At 65.3% G+C, this 17,113-nt stretch carries 19 protein-coding genes; 12 read left to right on the top strand and 7 right to left on the bottom strand.

Annotation, left to right across the window (positions count from 1 at the left end):
- Nucleotides 1–270: 270 nt before the first annotated feature.
- Together CYD53_RS10660 and CYD53_RS10665 are read right to left on the bottom strand one after the other, a co-directional pair.
- The gene (locus tag CYD53_RS10660) at nt 271–1,266 is read right to left on the bottom strand and encodes an NAD(P)H-quinone oxidoreductase (RefSeq protein ID WP_103718076.1); all 996 of its coding nucleotides are present in this window, start codon (nt 1,264–1,266) and stop codon (nt 271–273) included.
- Nucleotides 1,263–1,811 (bottom strand): hypothetical protein, encoded by a 549-nt coding sequence (locus CYD53_RS10665; protein ID WP_103718077.1) that lies wholly within the window; start codon nt 1,809–1,811, stop codon nt 1,263–1,265. The genes CYD53_RS10660 and CYD53_RS10665 overlap by 4 nt, the downstream gene beginning before the upstream one ends.
- A 131-nt stretch (nt 1,812–1,942) precedes the next feature.
- Between CYD53_RS10665 and CYD53_RS10670 the strand changes: the two genes are divergently transcribed.
- On the top strand, nt 1,943–2,860 hold the full coding sequence (locus tag CYD53_RS10670; protein WP_103718078.1) for a LysR family transcriptional regulator: 918 nt from the start codon (nt 1,943–1,945) through the stop codon (nt 2,858–2,860).
- A gap of 93 nt (nt 2,861–2,953) precedes the next feature.
- Here CYD53_RS10670 and CYD53_RS29905 read toward each other — a convergent pair whose 3' ends face one another.
- Nucleotides 2,954–3,706: an IclR family transcriptional regulator gene (locus CYD53_RS29905; RefSeq protein ID WP_181011804.1), complete on the bottom strand. Its 753-nt coding sequence runs from the start codon at nt 3,704–3,706 to the stop codon at nt 2,954–2,956.
- A 153-nt stretch (nt 3,707–3,859) separates the two neighbouring features.
- Here CYD53_RS29905 and CYD53_RS10685 point away from each other — a divergent pair, with 153 nt between their 5' ends.
- The 5 genes from CYD53_RS10685 (at nt 3,860) to CYD53_RS10705 (ending at nt 8,669) form a co-directional block, all read left to right on the top strand.
- Nucleotides 3,860–4,831, top strand: coding sequence for a succinylglutamate desuccinylase/aspartoacylase family protein (locus CYD53_RS10685; protein WP_103718080.1), 972 nt, complete (start codon nt 3,860–3,862; stop codon nt 4,829–4,831).
- Between the two features lie 67 nt (nt 4,832–4,898).
- Nucleotides 4,899–5,942 (top strand): extracellular solute-binding protein, encoded by a 1,044-nt coding sequence (locus CYD53_RS10690; RefSeq protein WP_103718081.1) that lies wholly within the window; start codon nt 4,899–4,901, stop codon nt 5,940–5,942.
- A gap of 44 nt (nt 5,943–5,986) precedes the next feature.
- Nucleotides 5,987–6,808 (top strand): ABC transporter permease, encoded by an 822-nt coding sequence (locus CYD53_RS10695; protein ID WP_103718082.1) that lies wholly within the window; start codon nt 5,987–5,989, stop codon nt 6,806–6,808.
- Nucleotides 6,805–7,605, top strand: a complete 801-nt coding sequence (locus tag CYD53_RS10700; protein WP_103718083.1) for an ABC transporter permease — start codon at nt 6,805–6,807, stop codon at nt 7,603–7,605. The genes CYD53_RS10695 and CYD53_RS10700 overlap by 4 nt, the downstream gene beginning before the upstream one ends.
- 2 nt (nt 7,606–7,607) lie before the next feature.
- The gene (locus tag CYD53_RS10705) at nt 7,608–8,669 is read left to right on the top strand and encodes an ABC transporter ATP-binding protein (RefSeq protein WP_103718084.1); all 1,062 of its coding nucleotides are present in this window, start codon (nt 7,608–7,610) and stop codon (nt 8,667–8,669) included.
- Between the two features lie 75 nt (nt 8,670–8,744).
- On the opposite strand, the gene CYD53_RS10710 is transcribed toward CYD53_RS10705, so the two are convergent.
- The 4 genes from CYD53_RS10710 to CYD53_RS10725 form a co-directional block, all read right to left on the bottom strand.
- Entirely contained in the window at nt 8,745–9,149 is a 405-nt protein-coding gene (locus CYD53_RS10710) for a type II toxin-antitoxin system VapC family toxin (RefSeq protein WP_103718085.1), read from the bottom strand.
- Complete coding sequence (locus tag CYD53_RS10715) at nt 9,149–9,403, bottom strand: type II toxin-antitoxin system Phd/YefM family antitoxin (RefSeq protein ID WP_103718086.1); 255 nt, start codon at nt 9,401–9,403, stop codon at nt 9,149–9,151. Before CYD53_RS10715 ends, CYD53_RS10710 begins: the two co-directional genes overlap by 1 nt.
- 145 nt (nt 9,404–9,548) lie before the next feature.
- Nucleotides 9,549–10,202: a glutathione S-transferase family protein gene (locus tag CYD53_RS10720; protein WP_103718087.1), complete on the bottom strand. Its 654-nt coding sequence runs from the start codon at nt 10,200–10,202 to the stop codon at nt 9,549–9,551.
- 92 nt (nt 10,203–10,294) lie between these two features.
- Nucleotides 10,295–11,083 carry a YoaK family protein gene (locus CYD53_RS10725; RefSeq protein WP_103718088.1) on the bottom strand — a complete coding sequence of 263 codons (789 nt, stop codon included), beginning with the start codon at nt 11,081–11,083 and terminating at the stop codon, nt 10,295–10,297.
- A gap of 129 nt (nt 11,084–11,212) precedes the next feature.
- Between CYD53_RS10725 and CYD53_RS10730 the strand changes: the two genes are divergently transcribed.
- From CYD53_RS10730 to CYD53_RS10760, 6 genes are all read left to right on the top strand, one after another.
- On the top strand, nt 11,213–11,818 hold the full coding sequence (locus tag CYD53_RS10730) for a Crp/Fnr family transcriptional regulator (protein WP_181011805.1): 606 nt from the start codon (nt 11,213–11,215) through the stop codon (nt 11,816–11,818).
- Nucleotides 11,819–11,899: 81 nt separating this feature from the next.
- The gene (locus tag CYD53_RS10735; protein ID WP_103718090.1) at nt 11,900–12,604 is read left to right on the top strand and encodes a hypothetical protein; all 705 of its coding nucleotides are present in this window, start codon (nt 11,900–11,902) and stop codon (nt 12,602–12,604) included.
- A gap of 304 nt (nt 12,605–12,908) precedes the next feature.
- Nucleotides 12,909–13,514 carry a class I SAM-dependent methyltransferase gene (locus tag CYD53_RS10745; protein ID WP_103718091.1) on the top strand — a complete coding sequence of 202 codons (606 nt, stop codon included), beginning with the start codon at nt 12,909–12,911 and terminating at the stop codon, nt 13,512–13,514.
- Nucleotides 13,515–13,680: 166 nt separating this feature from the next.
- A complete protein-coding gene (locus tag CYD53_RS10750) occupies nt 13,681–14,862 on the top strand; it encodes a Fic family protein (protein WP_103718092.1) in 1,182 nt (393 codons plus the stop codon).
- A 190-nt stretch (nt 14,863–15,052) separates the two neighbouring features.
- Nucleotides 15,053–15,727: a response regulator transcription factor gene (locus CYD53_RS10755; RefSeq protein ID WP_103718093.1), complete on the top strand. Its 675-nt coding sequence runs from the start codon at nt 15,053–15,055 to the stop codon at nt 15,725–15,727.
- Entirely contained in the window at nt 15,724–17,094 is a 1,371-nt protein-coding gene (locus CYD53_RS10760; RefSeq protein WP_103718094.1) for a sensor histidine kinase, read from the top strand. The genes CYD53_RS10755 and CYD53_RS10760 overlap by 4 nt, the downstream gene beginning before the upstream one ends.
- Nucleotides 17,095–17,113: the final 19 nt, after the last annotated feature.

The following is a 17,113-nucleotide window of genomic DNA, read 5'->3' on the forward strand; positions in this document are numbered from 1 at the left end:
CACAGCAGACAAGTCAGTCAAGCCGCCGTCGGCCGTCCAGCTCCGGCGCCCGACGACACTCCGGCATTTCGCGCTTTGCACCTAGACTCGACGACCGCCTCGATGGTCATATGAGGCTCATTCGGCTGGGAGCGGATTTTCGCCTCATCGCCGGGAAGCCACCCACGCAACGTAAGCGCGCGACAGCCGTACCCAAACGCTCGACGCACATCGGTTCGTTGGCACTGTCAAAGGGCCACGACGCGCTCCTTCCCGGCATTCGGGCTCCGCCTAAGAGCGGTCGTCCGTTGTGGTCAGCACGATTTTGCCAAACCCGCCGCCCGCTTCCATATAGCGATGCGCCTCGGATGCCTTCGAGAGCGGGAACACCTTGCCGACAAGCGGCTTCAGCCGGCCGTCGGCGAACAGAGGCAAAGCTCCTTCCGCGAACCGCCTCACCATGGCGCGCTTCTCCTCCACGCTCCGCGACTTCATCACCGTGCCGATGAGGCGCAGATGTTTGTGGAGCAGGAGAGCCAGCGGGATGCTGGTGTCGTCTTGCCCGCCCAGCAGGCCGACCTGCACGAGACGTCCGCCGGGGGCGAGGCTGCGCAGGTTGCGGGCGAGATAGTCGCCGCCGACGAAATCGACGATGACGTCGACCCCGCGGCCGCCAGTGGCCTCAAGCACGCCCCGCTCGAAATCCTCGGACCTGTAGTCGAAGACGCTTTCCGCGCCCAGGGACAGGACGTCGGCGCGGCGCTCGGCGTTGGCGGTCGCGAAGACCCGGGCGCCGAGCGCATGGGCGATCTCCACGACTGCGGATCCGACACCGCCCGCCGCCGCATGAACGAGCACGGCCAAGCCCTTGGCGGTGCCGCCGAGATGCACGGCGGCTTCCCAGGCGGTGACGAAGGATTCCATCACCGCCGCCGCCCCGACATAGTCGAGGTCATCGGGAATGCGTACCGACATGCCGCGGTCGACACGGGCATATTCGGCATAGGCGCCGCCGCCGACGATGGCCATCACCCGCTCGCCCGGACGGATATCGGTGATGTCGCCACCGACGGCTACGATATCGCCGGCCACTTCCAACCCGAGCAGATCGCTCTCTCCATAGCTCTGGCGGCCGTAATAGCCCTGCCGCTGCAGCAGGTCGGCGCGATTGACGCCGGCAGCCTTCACTTTGACCAGAAGATCGCCGGGGCGCAGTTCCGGCATCGGCGCTTCGGCGAGGCGGAGAACCTCGGCCTTGCCGAAATCATCGAACATGATCGCCTTCATTTCGCGGCCGCCTTGCTGAGTGCATGGCGGGCGATGCTGGCGGCGAAGAGCGGTGTCTCCCGGCGGTTGTGGTCACCGCCCGCATCCTGACGGGCCGCAGCCGCCTGCTCGAAGGTCTGGCCGTGGGCGGCGAGGAAGTCCATGAACACATCGGTGGGGTGCGAGGTGACGCGGTTGGTGTAGCGGGTTCGGCCGCCCTCGATGGCCTCGGCGATCAGCTCCCAGACAACATTGACCTGCGTCCGCCCGACGGGAGTGAACACGTCGGAGATCGAGTTCATCCGGCAATAGCTCGCCGTCGCTTCGTCGGCGACATAATGCTGGACGACCAGCGCCGTGCCGATCATCTCGACATTGATCGACATCCGGCGGCCGTCATCCGTCGTCGTGGTGCCGGCGCCGATATGGTCGGGCGGGCAGCAGCGCAGATATTCCGCCTCCGGCAGGGTAAAGAGCCAGCCGGCGATATCGACCTTCGCGAGCGGCACGTCGATATCCGCGGAATAGGCGGATTGCGAGAGAATCTTGTCGGCGAGGACTTTCATGGCAGCGTTCCTGGTGGTTGGGCGGCTTGGAACCCGGCGCCGCCGCTGTGTTGATGGCGAGGACCATGCGACCGCGGGGGATCGGTGATAAGCCGTAACCTCCTGCAAACGGCTTTGCCTGGATCGCAAAGATGAGACCCCATTTCGCCGAGTTCCTCTCCACCTTCGTCGATGTCGTTCGAGCAGGGAGCTTTTCCGGCGCCGCCCGCCGGCGCGCGGTGACCCCTTCGGCGATCGTGCGCCAGATCGACACGCTGGAGGCGGATCTGGGCGTTGCCTTGCTGACCCGCTCGACGCGCGCCCTCACGCTTACGGATGCCGGCCGGCGGCTGCACGAGCGAGCCCTGCGGCTGCTTGACGAGCTGGCCGACACGCACGCCGAGGTCGCCGCATTCGATGGTTCCGTCTCCGGCACGCTCCGGGTCGCCTGCTTTCCGACCTTCGGCAAGCGCTATGTGCTGCCGGTCGTCGCCGCGCTGCAGGCCGAGCATCCTGCGCTCAAGGTCGAGCTCGACTTGACGGAGCGGCTGGCCGATCCGGTTCTCGAGCGTCTCGACGTGGTCGTCCGCATGGGAGCGCTGACCGACAGCACGTTGATCGCCACCAGGCTTGCGCCACTGACCCGTCTGTTGGTGGCAAGCCCGGCCTATCTGGCGCGCGCGGGTTCGCCAGACAGCGTGGCTGATCTCGCATCGCACCGCTTGCTCGACAAGCTGCATGGCGCCGATCTTCTCGGCTGGCGGGACGTGCTCGGCTGCCCGGCGGGGCATGCCGGGAACGGTGGGGTGACGTTCCGTTCAGACGATTTCGAGGCCCTGCGCGCTGCCGCCGAAGCCGGCCTGGGGATCGCGTTCCTATCGAGCTGGGTCGTCGGGCCAGATGTCAGATCAGGGAAGCTGGTCCGGTTGCGGCCCGGCGACGAACCCTGGAACGATGCGCCGGACGGGATTTACCTCCTGCGCGCCCTGCCAAAACCGAGTGCCAAGGTGCGAGCCTTCGCCGAAGCGTTACGGACCTCGATTGGAAGTCCGCCAGTCTGGGAACCATGATTTTGCGTGCGCCTCGCCGGTGGAAAGCGGAACTGCGGCACGCAACGGGAGACCATTGGAGCCGGGCGCCGCGTTGAAGGTCGGAGGGCCAGCTCAGCTGGTCCAGACCGGGTCCCTCATGCGGGCTCCGATCGCCTTTGCGTGATGCATGACGCTGGCGGCGATGCGATCCTGGGTTGCAGCGTCAGCAGCGATCGTCGGGAAAGACAGGCAGAAGCCCATGATCTCGTTGCGGCCGGGATCGGCGACAGCCGCGCCGATCGACGAAATTCCGGGCGTTATCAGGCTCGATGACCGCGCGATGCGCGTGCGCCGGATCTCGGCCAGCTCGGCCTTGACCTGCGCATCGCTCATGCCGCCGAGAACGCCGCGGTCACTGCCGGCCTTCAATTGCGCCAGCGCCTGGGCGTCGTTCAGCCGCGCCAGGATCGCACGTCCGATGATCGAGTCGAAGGCTGGCTTGCGCTCGGCGATCGAGCCGGTGTGCTGGAGCGCATAGCTGCCCTGCTGAGCGGCAAGCAGGACGCGTTCGTGGCCCGCGACGATCCCGGCATGGCCGGTGAAGCCGAACTCGCGAACGAGATCGTCGACCGCCTCCTTCACGAGGTCGAGCAGGCTGTGGCGCGCCAGATAGCAGCTTGCCAGCTCCAGGGCCTTGCCGCCGGCGGCATAGCTCTGGTCGCGGTCCTCGCGCTCGAGCAGGCCCGCTTCGGCCAGGGTCTTCAGGAGCCGCGAAACCGAAGCCTTGGGCAGGTCCAGCTCACGACAGACCTCGCCGACGCGCAGAACCGGGCGCTCCTCGGAGACCAGCGCGAGAATGCGCAATCCATTTTCCAGCGAGCTCATTGTCGTTCCATTAGCAAGAACACCGTTGACAGATATGGTACGGCAAGCTCTCATGCCCGTACAGCATCGCCATAACAGCACAGCGGGCCGGCGCCCAAACGCCATGGCCTGCAACGATTGGCGGGCAACAATGCCAGGCAACAGGAGCAGAGCATGATCGGCACGGCCAGATCCGCGAAGGGTCAGATCACCCGCGGGCATGTCGAGCTCGGCTCCTATCCGGACGGGCCGGTGCTCTCGCCGGTGCTGATCGCCCAGGGCGAGAAGGATGGGCCGACACTGTGGCTGCAGGCCTGCATCCACGGCCCCGAGGTCGTCGGGCCGCTCAGCATCCAGCGCTTCCTAAGGACCGTGGACCTGAAGCAACTCTCGGGACGCGTCGTCTGCCTGATGCTGGCGAACCCGCTGGGCTTTCGCGGCTATAACCGCCTGACGCCGCAGGACGGTTATAATCTGAACCGCGTCTTCCCGGGCGACCCGAACGGGCACCTGTCCTATCAGCTCGCCCACCGCCTGCTGGATCTCTCGCTGACGCATTCGGATGCGATGCTGGATCTGCATTCCGGCGGCGACCTGACGATCACCTGCCACTACACGCTGTTCCACAACAACGGTACGCCCGAGGGCCTGGAATCCGAGCGCATGGCTCGCGCGACCGGCTCGCCGAACATCTGGAATTCGCTCGAGGAAGGCCTGTCAGGCTGCCATTTCACCCATTACACCAAGGGCGGAAAACCTTCGCTGATCGTCGAGAGCGGCGGCGGCGCGCGCGTCACGCCAGAAGACCTGGACCGGCTGACGCTGGCGATCTTCAATGTCTGTAAGGCGCGCGGCATGCTGCCGGGCGAGCCCGTGGTGCCAGCGCGCTTCCGCCTCGGCGGTGACGCCATCCACCACAAGGCGACCCATGGCGGCCTGTTCATTCCCAAGGTCGCCCCCGGCGACGACGTCGTGAAGGGCCAGCATCTCGCCGATATCGTCGATCTCTTCGGCGATGTCGTCGAGACCGTGCACTGCCCGGTCGACAAGGCCTGGGTCGGCTCCATCAGGCGCCCGCATATGCCAATCTACAATGGCGATCAGGTCTTCGAACTCGTCGGGACGAAAGGCTATGATCCCGCCTGACAGCTAGCATCGATCGTTCGGACACGCGTCGCCCGGGCGAGTGCCCGGCACATCGGAGGGCAATTCCATGGCTGCCTACACTCCAGACCGCCGCCAGATTCTCGCAGCGCTTGCGGCATCCGCCGCGACACCTCTTGCCGCATCGAGAGGTTTTGCACAGGCGCCGTCCTTCAGCGGACGGAAGCTTGTCAGCTCCGGCTTCGGCGGCTCGACGATGGACATCATCCAGTCCGCCATCTTCACGCCCTTCGACAAGGAGAGCGGCGCGGCGAGCACGCAGGTTCCGATGCAGTCGGCCGCCGCGCTCGCCCGAATGAAGGCCGAGGCCGGCAATCCGCAGATCGACATGTTCCAGTTCTCCGGCGGCCAGGAGGCCTATGCCAAGGAAGAGGGGCTGAGCCAGCCGCTCACCGGCGTCTCGCGCCTGGCGAAAATCCCGGCCGGCCTGAAGGACCCTGACGGCCACTGGGTGACCTGGGCGGTGATCGCCGAGGGCATCGTCTACCGCAAGGACAAGATCGCGACGCCGCCGACGAGCTACAAGGATTTCCTGAAGCCGGAATATCGCGGCCATGTCGCCTTCCCCACGATCACCAATGGCTACGGCATGGACTTCCTCGTCATGCTCGCCAGAGCCTTCGGCGGCGGCGAGGACAATATCGAGCCGGGCTTTGCCGCGATGAAGCAGATCAAGAGCGAAACCATCTTCAAGGCGGCCTCGGATCTGCCGACCTTGTTCGGCCAGGGCGATATCTGGATCATGCCCTATGACACCGGCAACACCTTCAAGATCCAGCAGAGCGGGCTTCCGGTCGCCTTCGCGACGCCGCAGGAGGGCAGCCCCGCCGTCTTCATCACCGCCTGCATCGCCAAGGGCGCCAAGAATGCGGATGTGGCCAATGCGGCGATCGACGCCATGCTGAAGCCTGAAGCGCAGATCGAGATCGCAAGGACGATGCGCTGGACCGCTTCGAACCCGGAGACCAGGTTGCCCGCCGACCTGGCAGGCGAGGTCCCCGCGGTCGACAAGCTCGCCCAGCTCGACCGGGGCAAGATCAACGCGATGCGCGCAGCCTGGACCGATCGTTGGAATCGCGAGATCGCCCGGTGACGGCAGAAGGGCAAGGCGCAGGGGTACGCCGACAGGCTGCACTCGTGCCGATCCTGCTCTTTGCCCCCTGCGTGCTGGTCTATGCGATCTTCTTCATCTGGCCTCAGGCCTCGTTGCTGGCGATCAGCGCCAGCAGCAAATCCGGACTGAGCTTTGACCAGTACGCCCGCTTCTTCGGCGACGGCTATTACTGGGAGATCCTCGGTCGCACGCTGGGCATGGGTATCGCTGTCACGGCGATCACGCTCGTGCTGGGGCTGCCGACGGCTTATGTCCTGGCCCGCTCGCAATCGCGCTGGGCGAGCCTGCTGCTGCTGCTCACCACCTTCCCCCTGCTTGTCAGCGCCGTGGTGCGCTCCTTCGGCTGGATGGTGCTGTTCTTCAGGGACGGCCTGGTCAGCCGGGTTCTGCTGATGCTGGGCCTGATCGATCGGCCGGTCCAGACCATGTACACGATGACCGGCGTGATCATTGCGCTCGCGCAGGTGCTGCTGCCGCTGATGGTCCTGACCTTGCACGGCGTCTTCAAGTCGATCGATCGGGATCTCGAATACGCCGCCATGAGCCTGGGAGCACGGCCGGCCGTGGCGCTGGGCCTGGTGACCCTGCGCCTGGCGCGCGGCGGCATCGTCGCGGGCTCGCTGCTTGTCTTCTCGCTGGCGATCAGCGCCTTCGCCACGCCGAGCCTGGTCGGCGGCGCGCGCGCCAATGTGATGGCGACCGCGATCTACGAGCAGACGGTCGAACTGCTCGACTGGCCTTTTGGGGCCGCATTGGCCGCGATCCTGCTCGTCGTCGTGCTCGGCCTCTCGCTCGCCTATGGCGCCCTGATCGAGGGACGCGGCGAGCTGGAGGCGCCGCGATGACGATCGCCTGGCGCTCGCCGCTCGGAGCGGTCCTGCTGCTGCTCTGCGCGCTGAGCTTCGCCTATCTGCTGCTGCCGATCCTCGTCGTCGTCGTGGCGCCGTTCGGCGCGACCGGCTATCTCGCCTTTCCCCCGCAAGGCTGGACCCTGAAATGGTATGCAGCTGCCGTCAGTGACACGCGCTATCTCGCGGCGCTGCTGGTCAGCCTGCGCATCGCGCTCGCCAGCGCCCTGATCGCCTGCGTCATCGGCATCGCCGCGGCTTACGCCCTGACGCGCTACGACTTCCTGGGCCGGCGCCTGCTCGAGGCGATCTTCCTGTCGCCGCTGATCCTGCCGACGCTGGTTCTGGCCGTCGGGCTGACGCTGTTTTTCACGCGCACGGGACTGCTGCAGGGATCGTGGCGGCTGATCGCGGCCCATGTGATCATCTGCATTCCCTATGTGCTGCGGGTCTCGCTGCCGGTGCTGCGACGCTTCGACCGCTCGCTGGAGGAAGCCGCCCGCAATCTCGGGGCCTCGCCCTTCGCGGCCTTCTTCCTCGTCGTCCTGCCTGTCGTGCGGCCCGGCATCGTCGCCGGCACGGTGCTGGCCTTCATCACCTCCTTCGATGAGGTCGTGCTGGCCCTGTTCCTGGCCGAGCCGGGCGCACCGACCTTGCCGGTCACGATCTACTCGGCCGTGCAACTGGGTTTCGAGCCTTCGGTCGCCGCGATTTCGGGTTTGCTCGTCCTGGCAACCTTCATGGTGATGCTGCTCTACCACCTCCTGAGCGCCTTCCGGCGCCAACGGGATTGACCATGCAGATAGAACTTCGCCAATTGCGCAAGACCTACGGGCCGGCCATCGCGGTCGCCGAGATCAGCGCCACGATTCCGCAGGGCAAGATGCTGGCCCTGCTCGGACCGTCCGGTTGCGGCAAGACGACGACGCTGCGGATGGTCGCGGGCTTCATCGCACCGAGCTCGGGCTCGATTCATGTCGGCGCCCGCGACATCACCACGCTTCCGGCCCATAAGCGCGACACCGGCCTGGTTTTCCAGAGTTATGCCTTGTTTCCGCATCTGAGCGCCGCCGAGAACATCGCCTTCGGCCTGCGCCGCCGCGGCGTCGCCAGGGCCGAGCGCGAGCAGCGCGTCACCGCGATGCTCGACAAGCTCAAGCTGTCGGGGCTGGCCGAGCGCCTGCCGCGCCAGCTCTCGGGCGGCCAGCAGCAGCGTGTCGCCGTCGCCCGTGCCCTGGTGATCAATCCCTCGATCCTGCTGCTCGACGAGCCCTTCTCCAATCTCGACGCCAAGCTGCGCGAGGGCACGGGCCTGGAGCTGTCGCGGCTGCAGCGCGAGCTCGGCCTGACCTCGATCTTCGTCACCCATGACCAGAGCGAGGCGATGAGCATCGCCGATACCATCGCCGTGATGAAGGATGGCGTGCTGCAGCAGATCGGCAGCGCCAGCGAAATCTACGAGCAACCGGCAAACCGCTTCGTGGCGGAGTTCATCGGCCGCGCGAACTTCCTGCCGGGACGCATCCTGAGCGGGGACGGCCGCTCTCATGAGGTCGCGCTCGATGCCGGCATCACGGTCCCGGCCATCGCCAGCGGTCACCCGGGCGGATCGTCGCGCGTCGAAGTGCTCATCCGGCCCGAGGCGATCACGCTGACCGAGACCGGTCGAAGCGGATCACTGACGGCGACCGTCGAGGCCATCTCTTACCACGGGGCAACGGTCTATGTTCACGCGCGCCTTGCCGACGGAACGCTCGTGACCTGTGCCACGACGCCGGAATCCAGCCGCATCGCCGCGCAAGGCGATGCCATCGGGCTGCTGCCGGCCGGAACGCGCCTGGTCTCCTTCCCGATCTGACGGAAACCGGGCCAAAACGCGTCGATTGTCGTCGGGAGCCCGGCTCGCGGATGGGGAGATCAAGTGCCGGTGGCGTCAGGCGAGGTCCCAGGGATTGATCACGGAGACGCCTGTATCGTCGAAATCCGCGACATTGCGGGTGACGAGGATCAGATCGTGCACCATCGCCGTGGCCGCAATCAACCCATCGACGTCGCCGCGCGGCCGGATCGCGGCGATGCGGCCCCATTCGACCGAGATCTGGTCCGTGACCGGCAGGATGCGATCGGCATGATCATGGCGGATCCTGCGTAGCCACTCGGCAAGATGGCCGGCCGCCTTCGGATCCGACCTTTGCTTCAGGGCAATGCCGCGCATGATCTCGCCGAGCGTCAAGGTGCTGAGGTGGACACCACCGGGAGCGACCGAGCGCAGCCAGGTCAGTGCTGGCGGCGAACCCCGCCGGGCCTCCGAGATGACATTGGTGTCGACGAGATACATCAGAGCGCTGCATCGCGGCTCGGTGTCTTGGCGCGCAGCGTCACCGCCTCGGCGAAGGCGTCGTCCCAAGCCGGGCCGGACAGCAGATCGTCAACCAGGGTCGGCCGCCCGGCGCGCAGCGCATCGTAGTCGGTGGCCGAGAGCACCACAGCGGCGCGCTCGCCCCGCAAGGTGACGATCTGCGGGCCTTCGAGCCGGGCTTTCCGCACCACCTTGGAGAACTGGTTCTTGGCGTCCTGGAGCGGCCATTCCATGTTCAAGCACTCCTGGTGAGCAAGAATGTCCGGCCAGCAAGCGCCTCTGGCTAGACTGTCTAGCTATATGGCGGCGTGCCCTGATGAGGTCAATGCCCCACCCGCCAGATGTCCGGCCCAGAGCGTTTTCAAGCGAAGCGGCTCTCTATCGTTCAGCCGACGCAGCGGTGAAAACCGCCAGTTGTGCCTCGAAAGCACGCTGATAGGCCGGCCGCGCTTCAGCGCGGGCGACATAGGCGCAGAGGTTCGGATTGTTCTCCAGCAGGCCCGATCCCTGCAGCCTGCGCAGCACCGTCACCATCAGCAGGTCGCCGGCGCTGAACGCGCCGTCGAGCCAGTCGGCACCGGCAAGGCGACTGGACAGCGCGCCCAGCCGTTTCGCGATGCTGTCCTCCAGCGCATGCAGGCGCTGCGCGTACCAGGGCTCGTCGCGCTCGAGGATCGTGGCGAGGGCGCGCTCGAAGATCGGCGGCTCCAGCGTGTTGAGCGCGGCAAACATCCAGGCGATCGCGCGCGCCCGGGCATTCGCATCGCCGGGCAGCAGGCCCCCATGCCGTTCGGCGATATGCAACACGATCGCGCCCGACTCGAACAAGGCAAGATCGCCCTCCTCATAGGTCGGGATCTGCCCGAAGGGATGCAGCGCGAGATGCGCAGGCTGCTTCATTGCGCCGAACGACAGCAGCCGGACATCGTAAGCCTGGCCAACTTCCTCAAGCGCCCAGCGCACGCGCATGTCCCGCGCCAGCCCCCTGCCGCGATCGGGGGATCGTTCAAAGGCGGTGATGGTGATGGTCATGGCCAGGCTCCCGATCCCTGCACGCTGCCCCGAAGAGCCCTCGTTGACAACAAGGCGTCAGGCGAGCGCCTCGGAGACCGTTTGAGCTTCCCTCAGCCCTTACCCAGAGGAGGTCTCGGATGCGTCAGGATGAGCGGAAATCCAGCGAGCAGCACGAGCGCGATCGCGAGCGGAACGGTGGTGATGTAGCCGATCTGCTTGAAACCGACCGCGCCAGCGATCCCTCCGAGCAGGAACAGACCGATCAGCGTCGTCAGCATGCGCAGTTTTTTCCGGCTGGCCACGACCTTGAGGCGTCGCCCGGGCGCGACATTGACGTAGACCAGCTTGCCGAGCTCAATTCCAAGATCGGTCACCATGCCCGTGACATGCGTCGTGCGCATCCGGGCATTCGAAATCTTTGTCACCATCGCATTCTGCAGCCCCATGATAAAACAGAGCAAGGGGATCGCGACGGTGATGAAGACGGCCGTTCCATTGAAAAAATGACCGGAGAGTCCAAAGCAGAGCAACAGGATCGCCTCGACGAACAAGGGATAAGCGAACCGCGCCGACTTGTAGTTTCTGCGGCCCCAGTTGATCAGGATCGCCGACACGCCTGCGCCGGCGAGGAATGCCGTCAGCGCGAGGAGCGCGACGCCAACGAGCGCGAAGCTGCCAAGCACGACGTTGTCGGCGATCGACGAGACGATGCCCGACATATGCGAGGTGTATTGTCCCACCGCCAGGAAGCCGCCGGCATTGGTCGCGCCGGCGATGAAGCACAGCACTTCCGCCAGACGCAGATCTCCGATCGCGCTTCGCTCGACCGCGACCGTCGATCTCAGGTGGTCCGCCAGTCGATGGCTGATCGGAGGCCGCGTTTCCCGAGCGCTGAACATTGAAATGCCTGCTTTTCCCTGTGGCGCGCGCCGCGCCGGCTCAGCCAAATGACGCGATGCGCCGATCGTGGATATCATCCACCGCGCCAAACCTTAAGACGTTACGTCTGCCCAGGCGGGAACCATTCCATGTCAGTCCCGAAGTCGCTCCCAACCGCGCTGCGCGCCCTTGGTACGGACCGAAAACTGAAATCCGGTGAGGCGCTGTTTCGGCTGGGCGACAAGACCGCGGGGTTTGGCGAGGTCATCGCGGGTCGCCTGCGGCTCTCACGGGTCGACCGCTCCGGCCGCGAAGTCATCCTTCATGTGGCAGGCCCGGGCGAGACGATCGCCGAAGCCTCGCTGTTTGCCGCCTCATATCATTGCGATGCCATCGCCTCGACGAACGCGCTGGTTCGCGTTTATCCGAAGTCGGCAGTGCTCGCCATGTTCGAGAACGACCCGAAATCCGCGCAGGCTTTCACCGCAACCCTTGCCCGCCAGGTGATGAACCTGCGCACCCGGATCGAACAGCGAAATATCCGATCAGCACTTGATCGCGTGCGTCATTTTCTCAGCATAAGCGCCGACGAAAGCGACCGGACCGTCCGTCTTCAGGGTACACTGAAGCAGCTCGCCGCCGAACTGGGACTGACCCACGAGGCGCTCTACCGCACCTTGAGCGCACTCGAGCGCTCCGGCGAGATCGAGCGCGTCAAAGATGGAATCGTACTGCTGCCGCCACTTGAGATGTGATCTCGATCATATGTGACAACTGCAGGTTCGGCTAGAAAGTGAGCCGGGGCTAGTACGCGTCATCAAGAAAGAGACCAACCCATGCCGAAGTTTCCCTGGAAGACGACACTCGCCGCGACCACGATCCTCGGTTCAACAGCTTTCGTTTTCGCCCAGACGTCGCCCGGCATGAACGGGCCGACAGGCATGCACCGCCAGATGATGTCGGGCCAAATGGCGCAAGGCGCGGGCGACATGAGCCAGATGCACAAGCACATGATGCAAGGCAGAGGCGGCATGGGCCCAGCAATGGGCCAAGGCACGGGCGAAGGAACGCCAAACAGCATGCACGGCGCGAGTGGCGAGCCGACGATGCCGGGACAAGATGCCTTCGGTGCCATTCAGGAGGTCGTGCAGATCCTCGCGGCCAATCCGGCGACCGACTGGTCGAAGGTCAATATCACGGGCTTGCGAGACCATCTCATCGATATGAACGAGGTTACGCTGCGCGCAGCGGCAAGCGAGCGCATACTCGGCGACAGCATCGAGATCATGGTGACCGGCGAAGGCCGCACCTTGGCGGCCATCAAGCGCATGGTGCCGGCACATGTGAAAGAGTTGAAGGAGAGCGGCTGGAAAGCCGAAACTGACGAATTGCCTGATGGCGTGAAGCTGACGGTGAACGCCAGCGAGACCATGCCGCTTGCCAAGCTCAAGGCGCTCGGTTTCATCGGCATCATGGTGCAGGGCGCGCATCACCAGGCTCATCACCTGATGATGGCGAAGGGCGGATTTGCCGAGCATTGATGCAGATCTGGCGGCATCATCCAGGCAGCTCGATCGCTGCACGCCAAAGGTCGTTATGGGCTTTGGGTCAATCGCAACCGCGGGAGGCGAGCCAGCTCTTGGCGGCGCGCGGAGGCCCTATTGCGTTTGCACATGCTCAACCATGAATTCCACGAACGCCCTCTGCCTTGGCGTGATCTGGCGGCTGGCCGGCCAGAGCAGATTGAACTGATCGGTCTCGCTCACCTGCTCCTCAAGGTTTGAGACGGGACGGCAATCTATGGTGGTCGTTCCAGCACCAGTTTAGGCTGAAGACGTGGGGAGCATGACGGACCGCATCGAAGATACCGTGATCGAGGTTTACCAGCGCCACGGCTGCGCCTGGGCCAGGCTGCGCGGTGACCGCCTGGCGGAAGGTTCATGGCTCGATCGTTTCTGCGACCTGCTTCCCGCTGGGGCTGGAGTGCTCGACATTGGCTGCGGCTCCGGCCTGCCGATTGCACGCGAGCTGATCGCGCGCGGCTTCGATGTGACGGGGCTGGACGGCACGCCGGCGATGCTCGCGCTGTTTCAGCGCAACCTGCCGGGCGCCCCGGCGCATCTGGCGGATATGCGCGAGCTGGCCTTGGGCCGGCGTTTCGCAGGCTTGCTCGCCTGGGACAGCTTTTTTCACCTCTCGCCCAATGATCAGCGCGCCATGTTCGCCCGTTTCCAGGCTCATGCCGCGCCGGGCGCCGCGCTGATGTTCACCAGCGGACCCGCCGAAGGTCAGGCCATCGGTGAATTGGAGGGCGATCCGCTCTACCATGGCAGCCTTGGCCCGGACGAATATCGCGCCTTGCTGGACGCCGCCGGCTTCGCGGTTGTCGATCACGCCGTGGAAGATCCGAGCTGCGATCGAACTGTCTGGCTGGCTCGCCAGCGCGAGTAGCCGAACCGGCGGTTCCGTCATGCGACGGGCCGAAAACGCATCCGCGCGGGAAGGTCACCGCCCATGGTGGCGCCCGCCCCTTATTTAAGGGCGCTTACCTTAGCTCACTCCTTATTTAAGCAGAACGGCAATTGCTTAAATAAGATCGCAGCACCATAGTGGGCTCATGCTCGAACCCGCGCCCGATCACCGGCTAGGCCGCTTTGTCGAGACCCCTGTTGCGGGCGAGATGGTGCGCGCCTTCGTGCCGCCGCCCTTGCCGCCGGAGCCGCCGATCGACGTGCTTGCCCTGCTGGAACGCTTGAGTCTGGCTGAGCGAGCTTTGGGGCGTCTCGACGGCATTACCATGCTGCTCCCGCGCCAGGAGCTGTTTCTTTACATGTATGCGAGGAAGGAAGCGGTCCTCTCCTCGCAGATCGAGGGCACGCAATCGACCCTTTCGGACCTGCTTCGTTTCGAGACCGAGGCGCAAGCCGGCCAACCGATCGACGACATCCGCGAAGTCTCGAACTACGTCGACGCCATGATGCATGGGCTGGAGCGCCTGGAAACCCTGCCGCTGTCGCTGCGCCTGATCCGCGAGATGCATGCGCGCCTCCTGCAAAGCGGGCGTGGCGGTACGAAAAGCCCCGGCGAATTTCGGCGCTCGCAGAACTGGATCGGCGGCACACGTCCCGGCAATGCGCACTTCGTCCCGCCCCCGCCGTCCGAGATGAATGGCTGTCTGGATGCGCTCGAGCGCTTCATGCATGAAGATGGGTCGCGACTACCCGCCCTCATCAAGGCCGGCCTGCTGCATGTCCAGTTCGAGACCATCCACCCGTTTCTGGACGGCAATGGCAGGATCGGGCGTTTGCTGGTCACATTGTATCTCTGCGTCAACGGCGTGCTGCGCAAGCCGCTGCTCTATCTCAGCCTTTATCTCAAAACCCATCGCGCCGAGTATTACCGCCTGCTTCAGGAGGTGCGCGCGCATGGCGCATGGGAAGCCTGGCTCGACTTCTTTCTCACGGGTGTCGCGGATACCGCCAATCAGGCCTTCGACGCGGCCACCCGGATCGTCGCATTGTTCAAGGAAGACCGCGAACGCATCACGCTGGAAAGCGATCGGGCTGGCTCGGCGCTGCGCATCCACGATCTGTTTCAGCAGAATCCCTATCTGACGGCCAACCAGCTCGTTCAGCAAACGGGCCTCTCGGCCCCGACGGTCAATGCGGCGCTCGCCGATCTGGAGCGGCTCGGCATCGTCGAGGAGGTCACCGGCCGCAAACGCGGCCGCGTCTTCAGCTACCGGCAATATCTCGCCATCCTGAGTGAGGGCACCGATCCGCTCCCCGCCGCTTCCTGACAGGAGGGACCGGACCGACGGCTCCATCATGCGACGGGCCGAACGCTGCCAGAGTGCGGACCACCGGATGGCAAGCCTGTGGATCATGCGTCGCCATCGGAGGCTATCGATCGACTCAGATGAACGGTGATATGAGAGCTCCGACCTCAGCGGCGCGGTATCCAGCGCCAAGCCCGGATACGCATGAGCGATGCGAATTCTCCTCGTCGAAGATGAGCCGGAAATGGCAGCCGCGCTTTGCTCGACGCTGAGTCAGCACGACATGGTCGTCGACCATGCCGCGACGCTGGCGGAAGGTGCGGAAGCGATCGAGGCCCCGGTTCACAACGCGATCCTTCTCGACCGCCAGTTGCCGGATGGCGATGGTCTCTCGCTGATTCCCCGGCTGCGTGCGAGAAAGCACCCCGCGCCGGTGATCGTCCTCACCGCCCGCGGCGATGTTGCAGATCGCGTCACAGGCCTTGACCTCGGAGCCGATGATTATCTCGCCAAGCCTTTCGCGATCGACGAATTGCTCGCGCGGCTGCGTGCGGTGCTGCGCCGGCCGGCAGGGCTCGCGCCCGACATTCTACGGGCCGGCCGCCTGGAGTTCGACTGGCGCGACCGCTGTGCGAGCATCGATGGCGCGACGCTCGATTTGCCGCGCCGGGAACTTCTCGTGCTGGAGGCTCTGTTGCGTCGGCGCGGCCGCACCGTGCAGCGCGCTGCGCTGGAGGAGGCGGTTTACGGCTTCGACGACGAAATCCAGTCGAACGCGCTCGACATGCATGTGTCGCGCCTGCGCCGGAAACTGGCCGACGCCGGAGCCGGGCTGGAGATCCATGGCATTCGGGGCGTCGGCTATCTCCTGAAGCAGGCGATGTGAGCAAGTCCCCTGCCCCGGGCCACTCGCTCAAATGGCGCCTCGTCCGGCGCTTTCTCGCGTTGCAGGCCGCAATTCTCTCGCTTCTCGTCGTGCTCGTCATCGGCGCGCTCTATATGGGCGGCCATCTCTTCAACTTCGAATCCGAGGATGTGACCGTCGAGGCGCTGAAGACGGCCGTGGAGCGCAAGGCCGATGGCGGGCTCATCTTGCGGACGACACCTGCTCTGGAGACCTTGCGCGCGGAGGTTCCCGATCTCTGGTTCATCGTGCGCGATCGGCAGGGGCACACACTGGTCGAAGGCATGCCGCCATCGCATTTCGCCCGCATCGGTGATGCGCTCGACGGCGTCGGCAATGCGCGGCTCGGCTGGAACCTGGGTGATCCGCCGCGCGCCAGCGCACTGGTCCGCTGGGTCAAGGGTGCGGCTGGAGAGATCCAGATTGCGACCGGGCCAGGCGCGAACGCCCCGCTGAGCTGGCTCGTTCAGGGAGTGCTGATCGTCTTCATGAGCTTCGTTCTGCCGGCGCTCGTGATCATGGGGCTCGTAACCATCATCGCGACGCCCATCGTCGTGCGCCGGGCTCTCGTCGGCCTCGGGGACGTGGCGGACCAGGCCGAACAGATCGATATCGATCGGCAAGGCACGCGGCTATCCACCGATGCCGTGCCGAGCGAGGTCACCCCGCTCGTTGTGGCCGTCAATCGCGCCTTGCAGCGGCTGGACGAGGGCCATGCCCGGCACAAGCGCTTTCTCGGCGATGCCGCCCATGAGCTTCGGACACCGATCGCTATCCTGCAGACGCGGCTCGAAGCCCTGCCGGAATCAGTTCAGCGGGCCCGCCTTCTGGAGGATGTGGCGAGGCTTGCCGTGATGGCCGAGCAATTGCTCGACCTGCAGCGGATCGAACACAACCGGGACGAGTTCGCCAGGCTCGACATCGTCGCCATGAGCAGGCGCGTCGCTGCCGATCTCGCGCCTCTGGCCATCGCTTCAGGCTACCAATTCGCATTCGAGGCGGAGGCCGAGCCTGTCGCTGCATGGGGCGACGAAGCCGCGCTTGAACGGGTCCTGGCCAATCTGGTTCAGAACGCCATCGAGCATGGCGGCCGCAGTGGCACGATCACCATCACCGTCGGGCGAGAACGGACGATCGAGATCGCCGACGAAGGGCCCGGCATACCGAGCGAGCAGCGCAGGCGCATTTTCGAGCCGTTTTTTCGGCTGGCGCCGCGCGAGCGAGGCGCGGGCCTGGGGCTGCATCTCGTCGACGCGATCATTCGGCTTCACGCGGGGGACGTGGCCGTTCTGGATTCATCGTCGACGGGCGCGCGTTTTCGCATCACCTTGCCTCCACCAGCAGCCTGACTTCGGATCTGCGTGTTTC

Origin of the sequence: Allobosea psychrotolerans (genome assembly GCF_002917105.1) — a bacterium.
In the GTDB taxonomy this organism is placed as follows: domain Bacteria; phylum Pseudomonadota; class Alphaproteobacteria; order Rhizobiales; family Beijerinckiaceae; genus Allobosea; species Allobosea psychrotolerans.

Coding starts and splice junctions, on each gene's coding strand:
- CYD53_RS10715 (WP_103718086.1), bottom strand. CDS start 9,403: ATGGAATGGCCGCTCCAGGACGCCAAGAACCAGTTCTCCAAGGTGGTG.
- CYD53_RS10670 (WP_103718078.1), top strand. CDS start 1,943: ATGAGACCCCATTTCGCCGAGTTCCTCTCCACCTTCGTCGATGTCGTT.
- CYD53_RS10700 (WP_103718083.1), top strand. CDS start 6,805: ATGACGATCGCCTGGCGCTCGCCGCTCGGAGCGGTCCTGCTGCTGCTC.
- CYD53_RS10665 (WP_103718077.1), bottom strand. CDS start 1,811: ATGAAAGTCCTCGCCGACAAGATTCTCTCGCAATCCGCCTATTCCGCG.
- CYD53_RS10730 (WP_181011805.1), top strand. CDS start 11,213: ATGTCAGTCCCGAAGTCGCTCCCAACCGCGCTGCGCGCCCTTGGTACG.
- CYD53_RS10745 (WP_103718091.1), top strand. CDS start 12,909: ATGACGGACCGCATCGAAGATACCGTGATCGAGGTTTACCAGCGCCAC.
- CYD53_RS10725 (WP_103718088.1), bottom strand. CDS start 11,083: ATGTTCAGCGCTCGGGAAACGCGGCCTCCGATCAGCCATCGACTGGCG.
- CYD53_RS10750 (WP_103718092.1), top strand. CDS start 13,681: ATGCTCGAACCCGCGCCCGATCACCGGCTAGGCCGCTTTGTCGAGACC.
- CYD53_RS10685 (WP_103718080.1), top strand. CDS start 3,860: ATGATCGGCACGGCCAGATCCGCGAAGGGTCAGATCACCCGCGGGCAT.
- CYD53_RS10735 (WP_103718090.1), top strand. CDS start 11,900: ATGCCGAAGTTTCCCTGGAAGACGACACTCGCCGCGACCACGATCCTC.
- CYD53_RS10660 (WP_103718076.1), bottom strand. CDS start 1,266: ATGAAGGCGATCATGTTCGATGATTTCGGCAAGGCCGAGGTTCTCCGC.
- CYD53_RS10755 (WP_103718093.1), top strand. CDS start 15,053: ATGCGAATTCTCCTCGTCGAAGATGAGCCGGAAATGGCAGCCGCGCTT.
- CYD53_RS10710 (WP_103718085.1), bottom strand. CDS start 9,149: ATGTATCTCGTCGACACCAATGTCATCTCGGAGGCCCGGCGGGGTTCG.
- CYD53_RS10720 (WP_103718087.1), bottom strand. CDS start 10,202: ATGACCATCACCATCACCGCCTTTGAACGATCCCCCGATCGCGGCAGG.
- CYD53_RS10705 (WP_103718084.1), top strand. CDS start 7,608: ATGCAGATAGAACTTCGCCAATTGCGCAAGACCTACGGGCCGGCCATC.
- CYD53_RS10690 (WP_103718081.1), top strand. CDS start 4,899: ATGGCTGCCTACACTCCAGACCGCCGCCAGATTCTCGCAGCGCTTGCG.
- CYD53_RS29905 (WP_181011804.1), bottom strand. CDS start 3,706: ATGAGCTCGCTGGAAAATGGATTGCGCATTCTCGCGCTGGTCTCCGAG.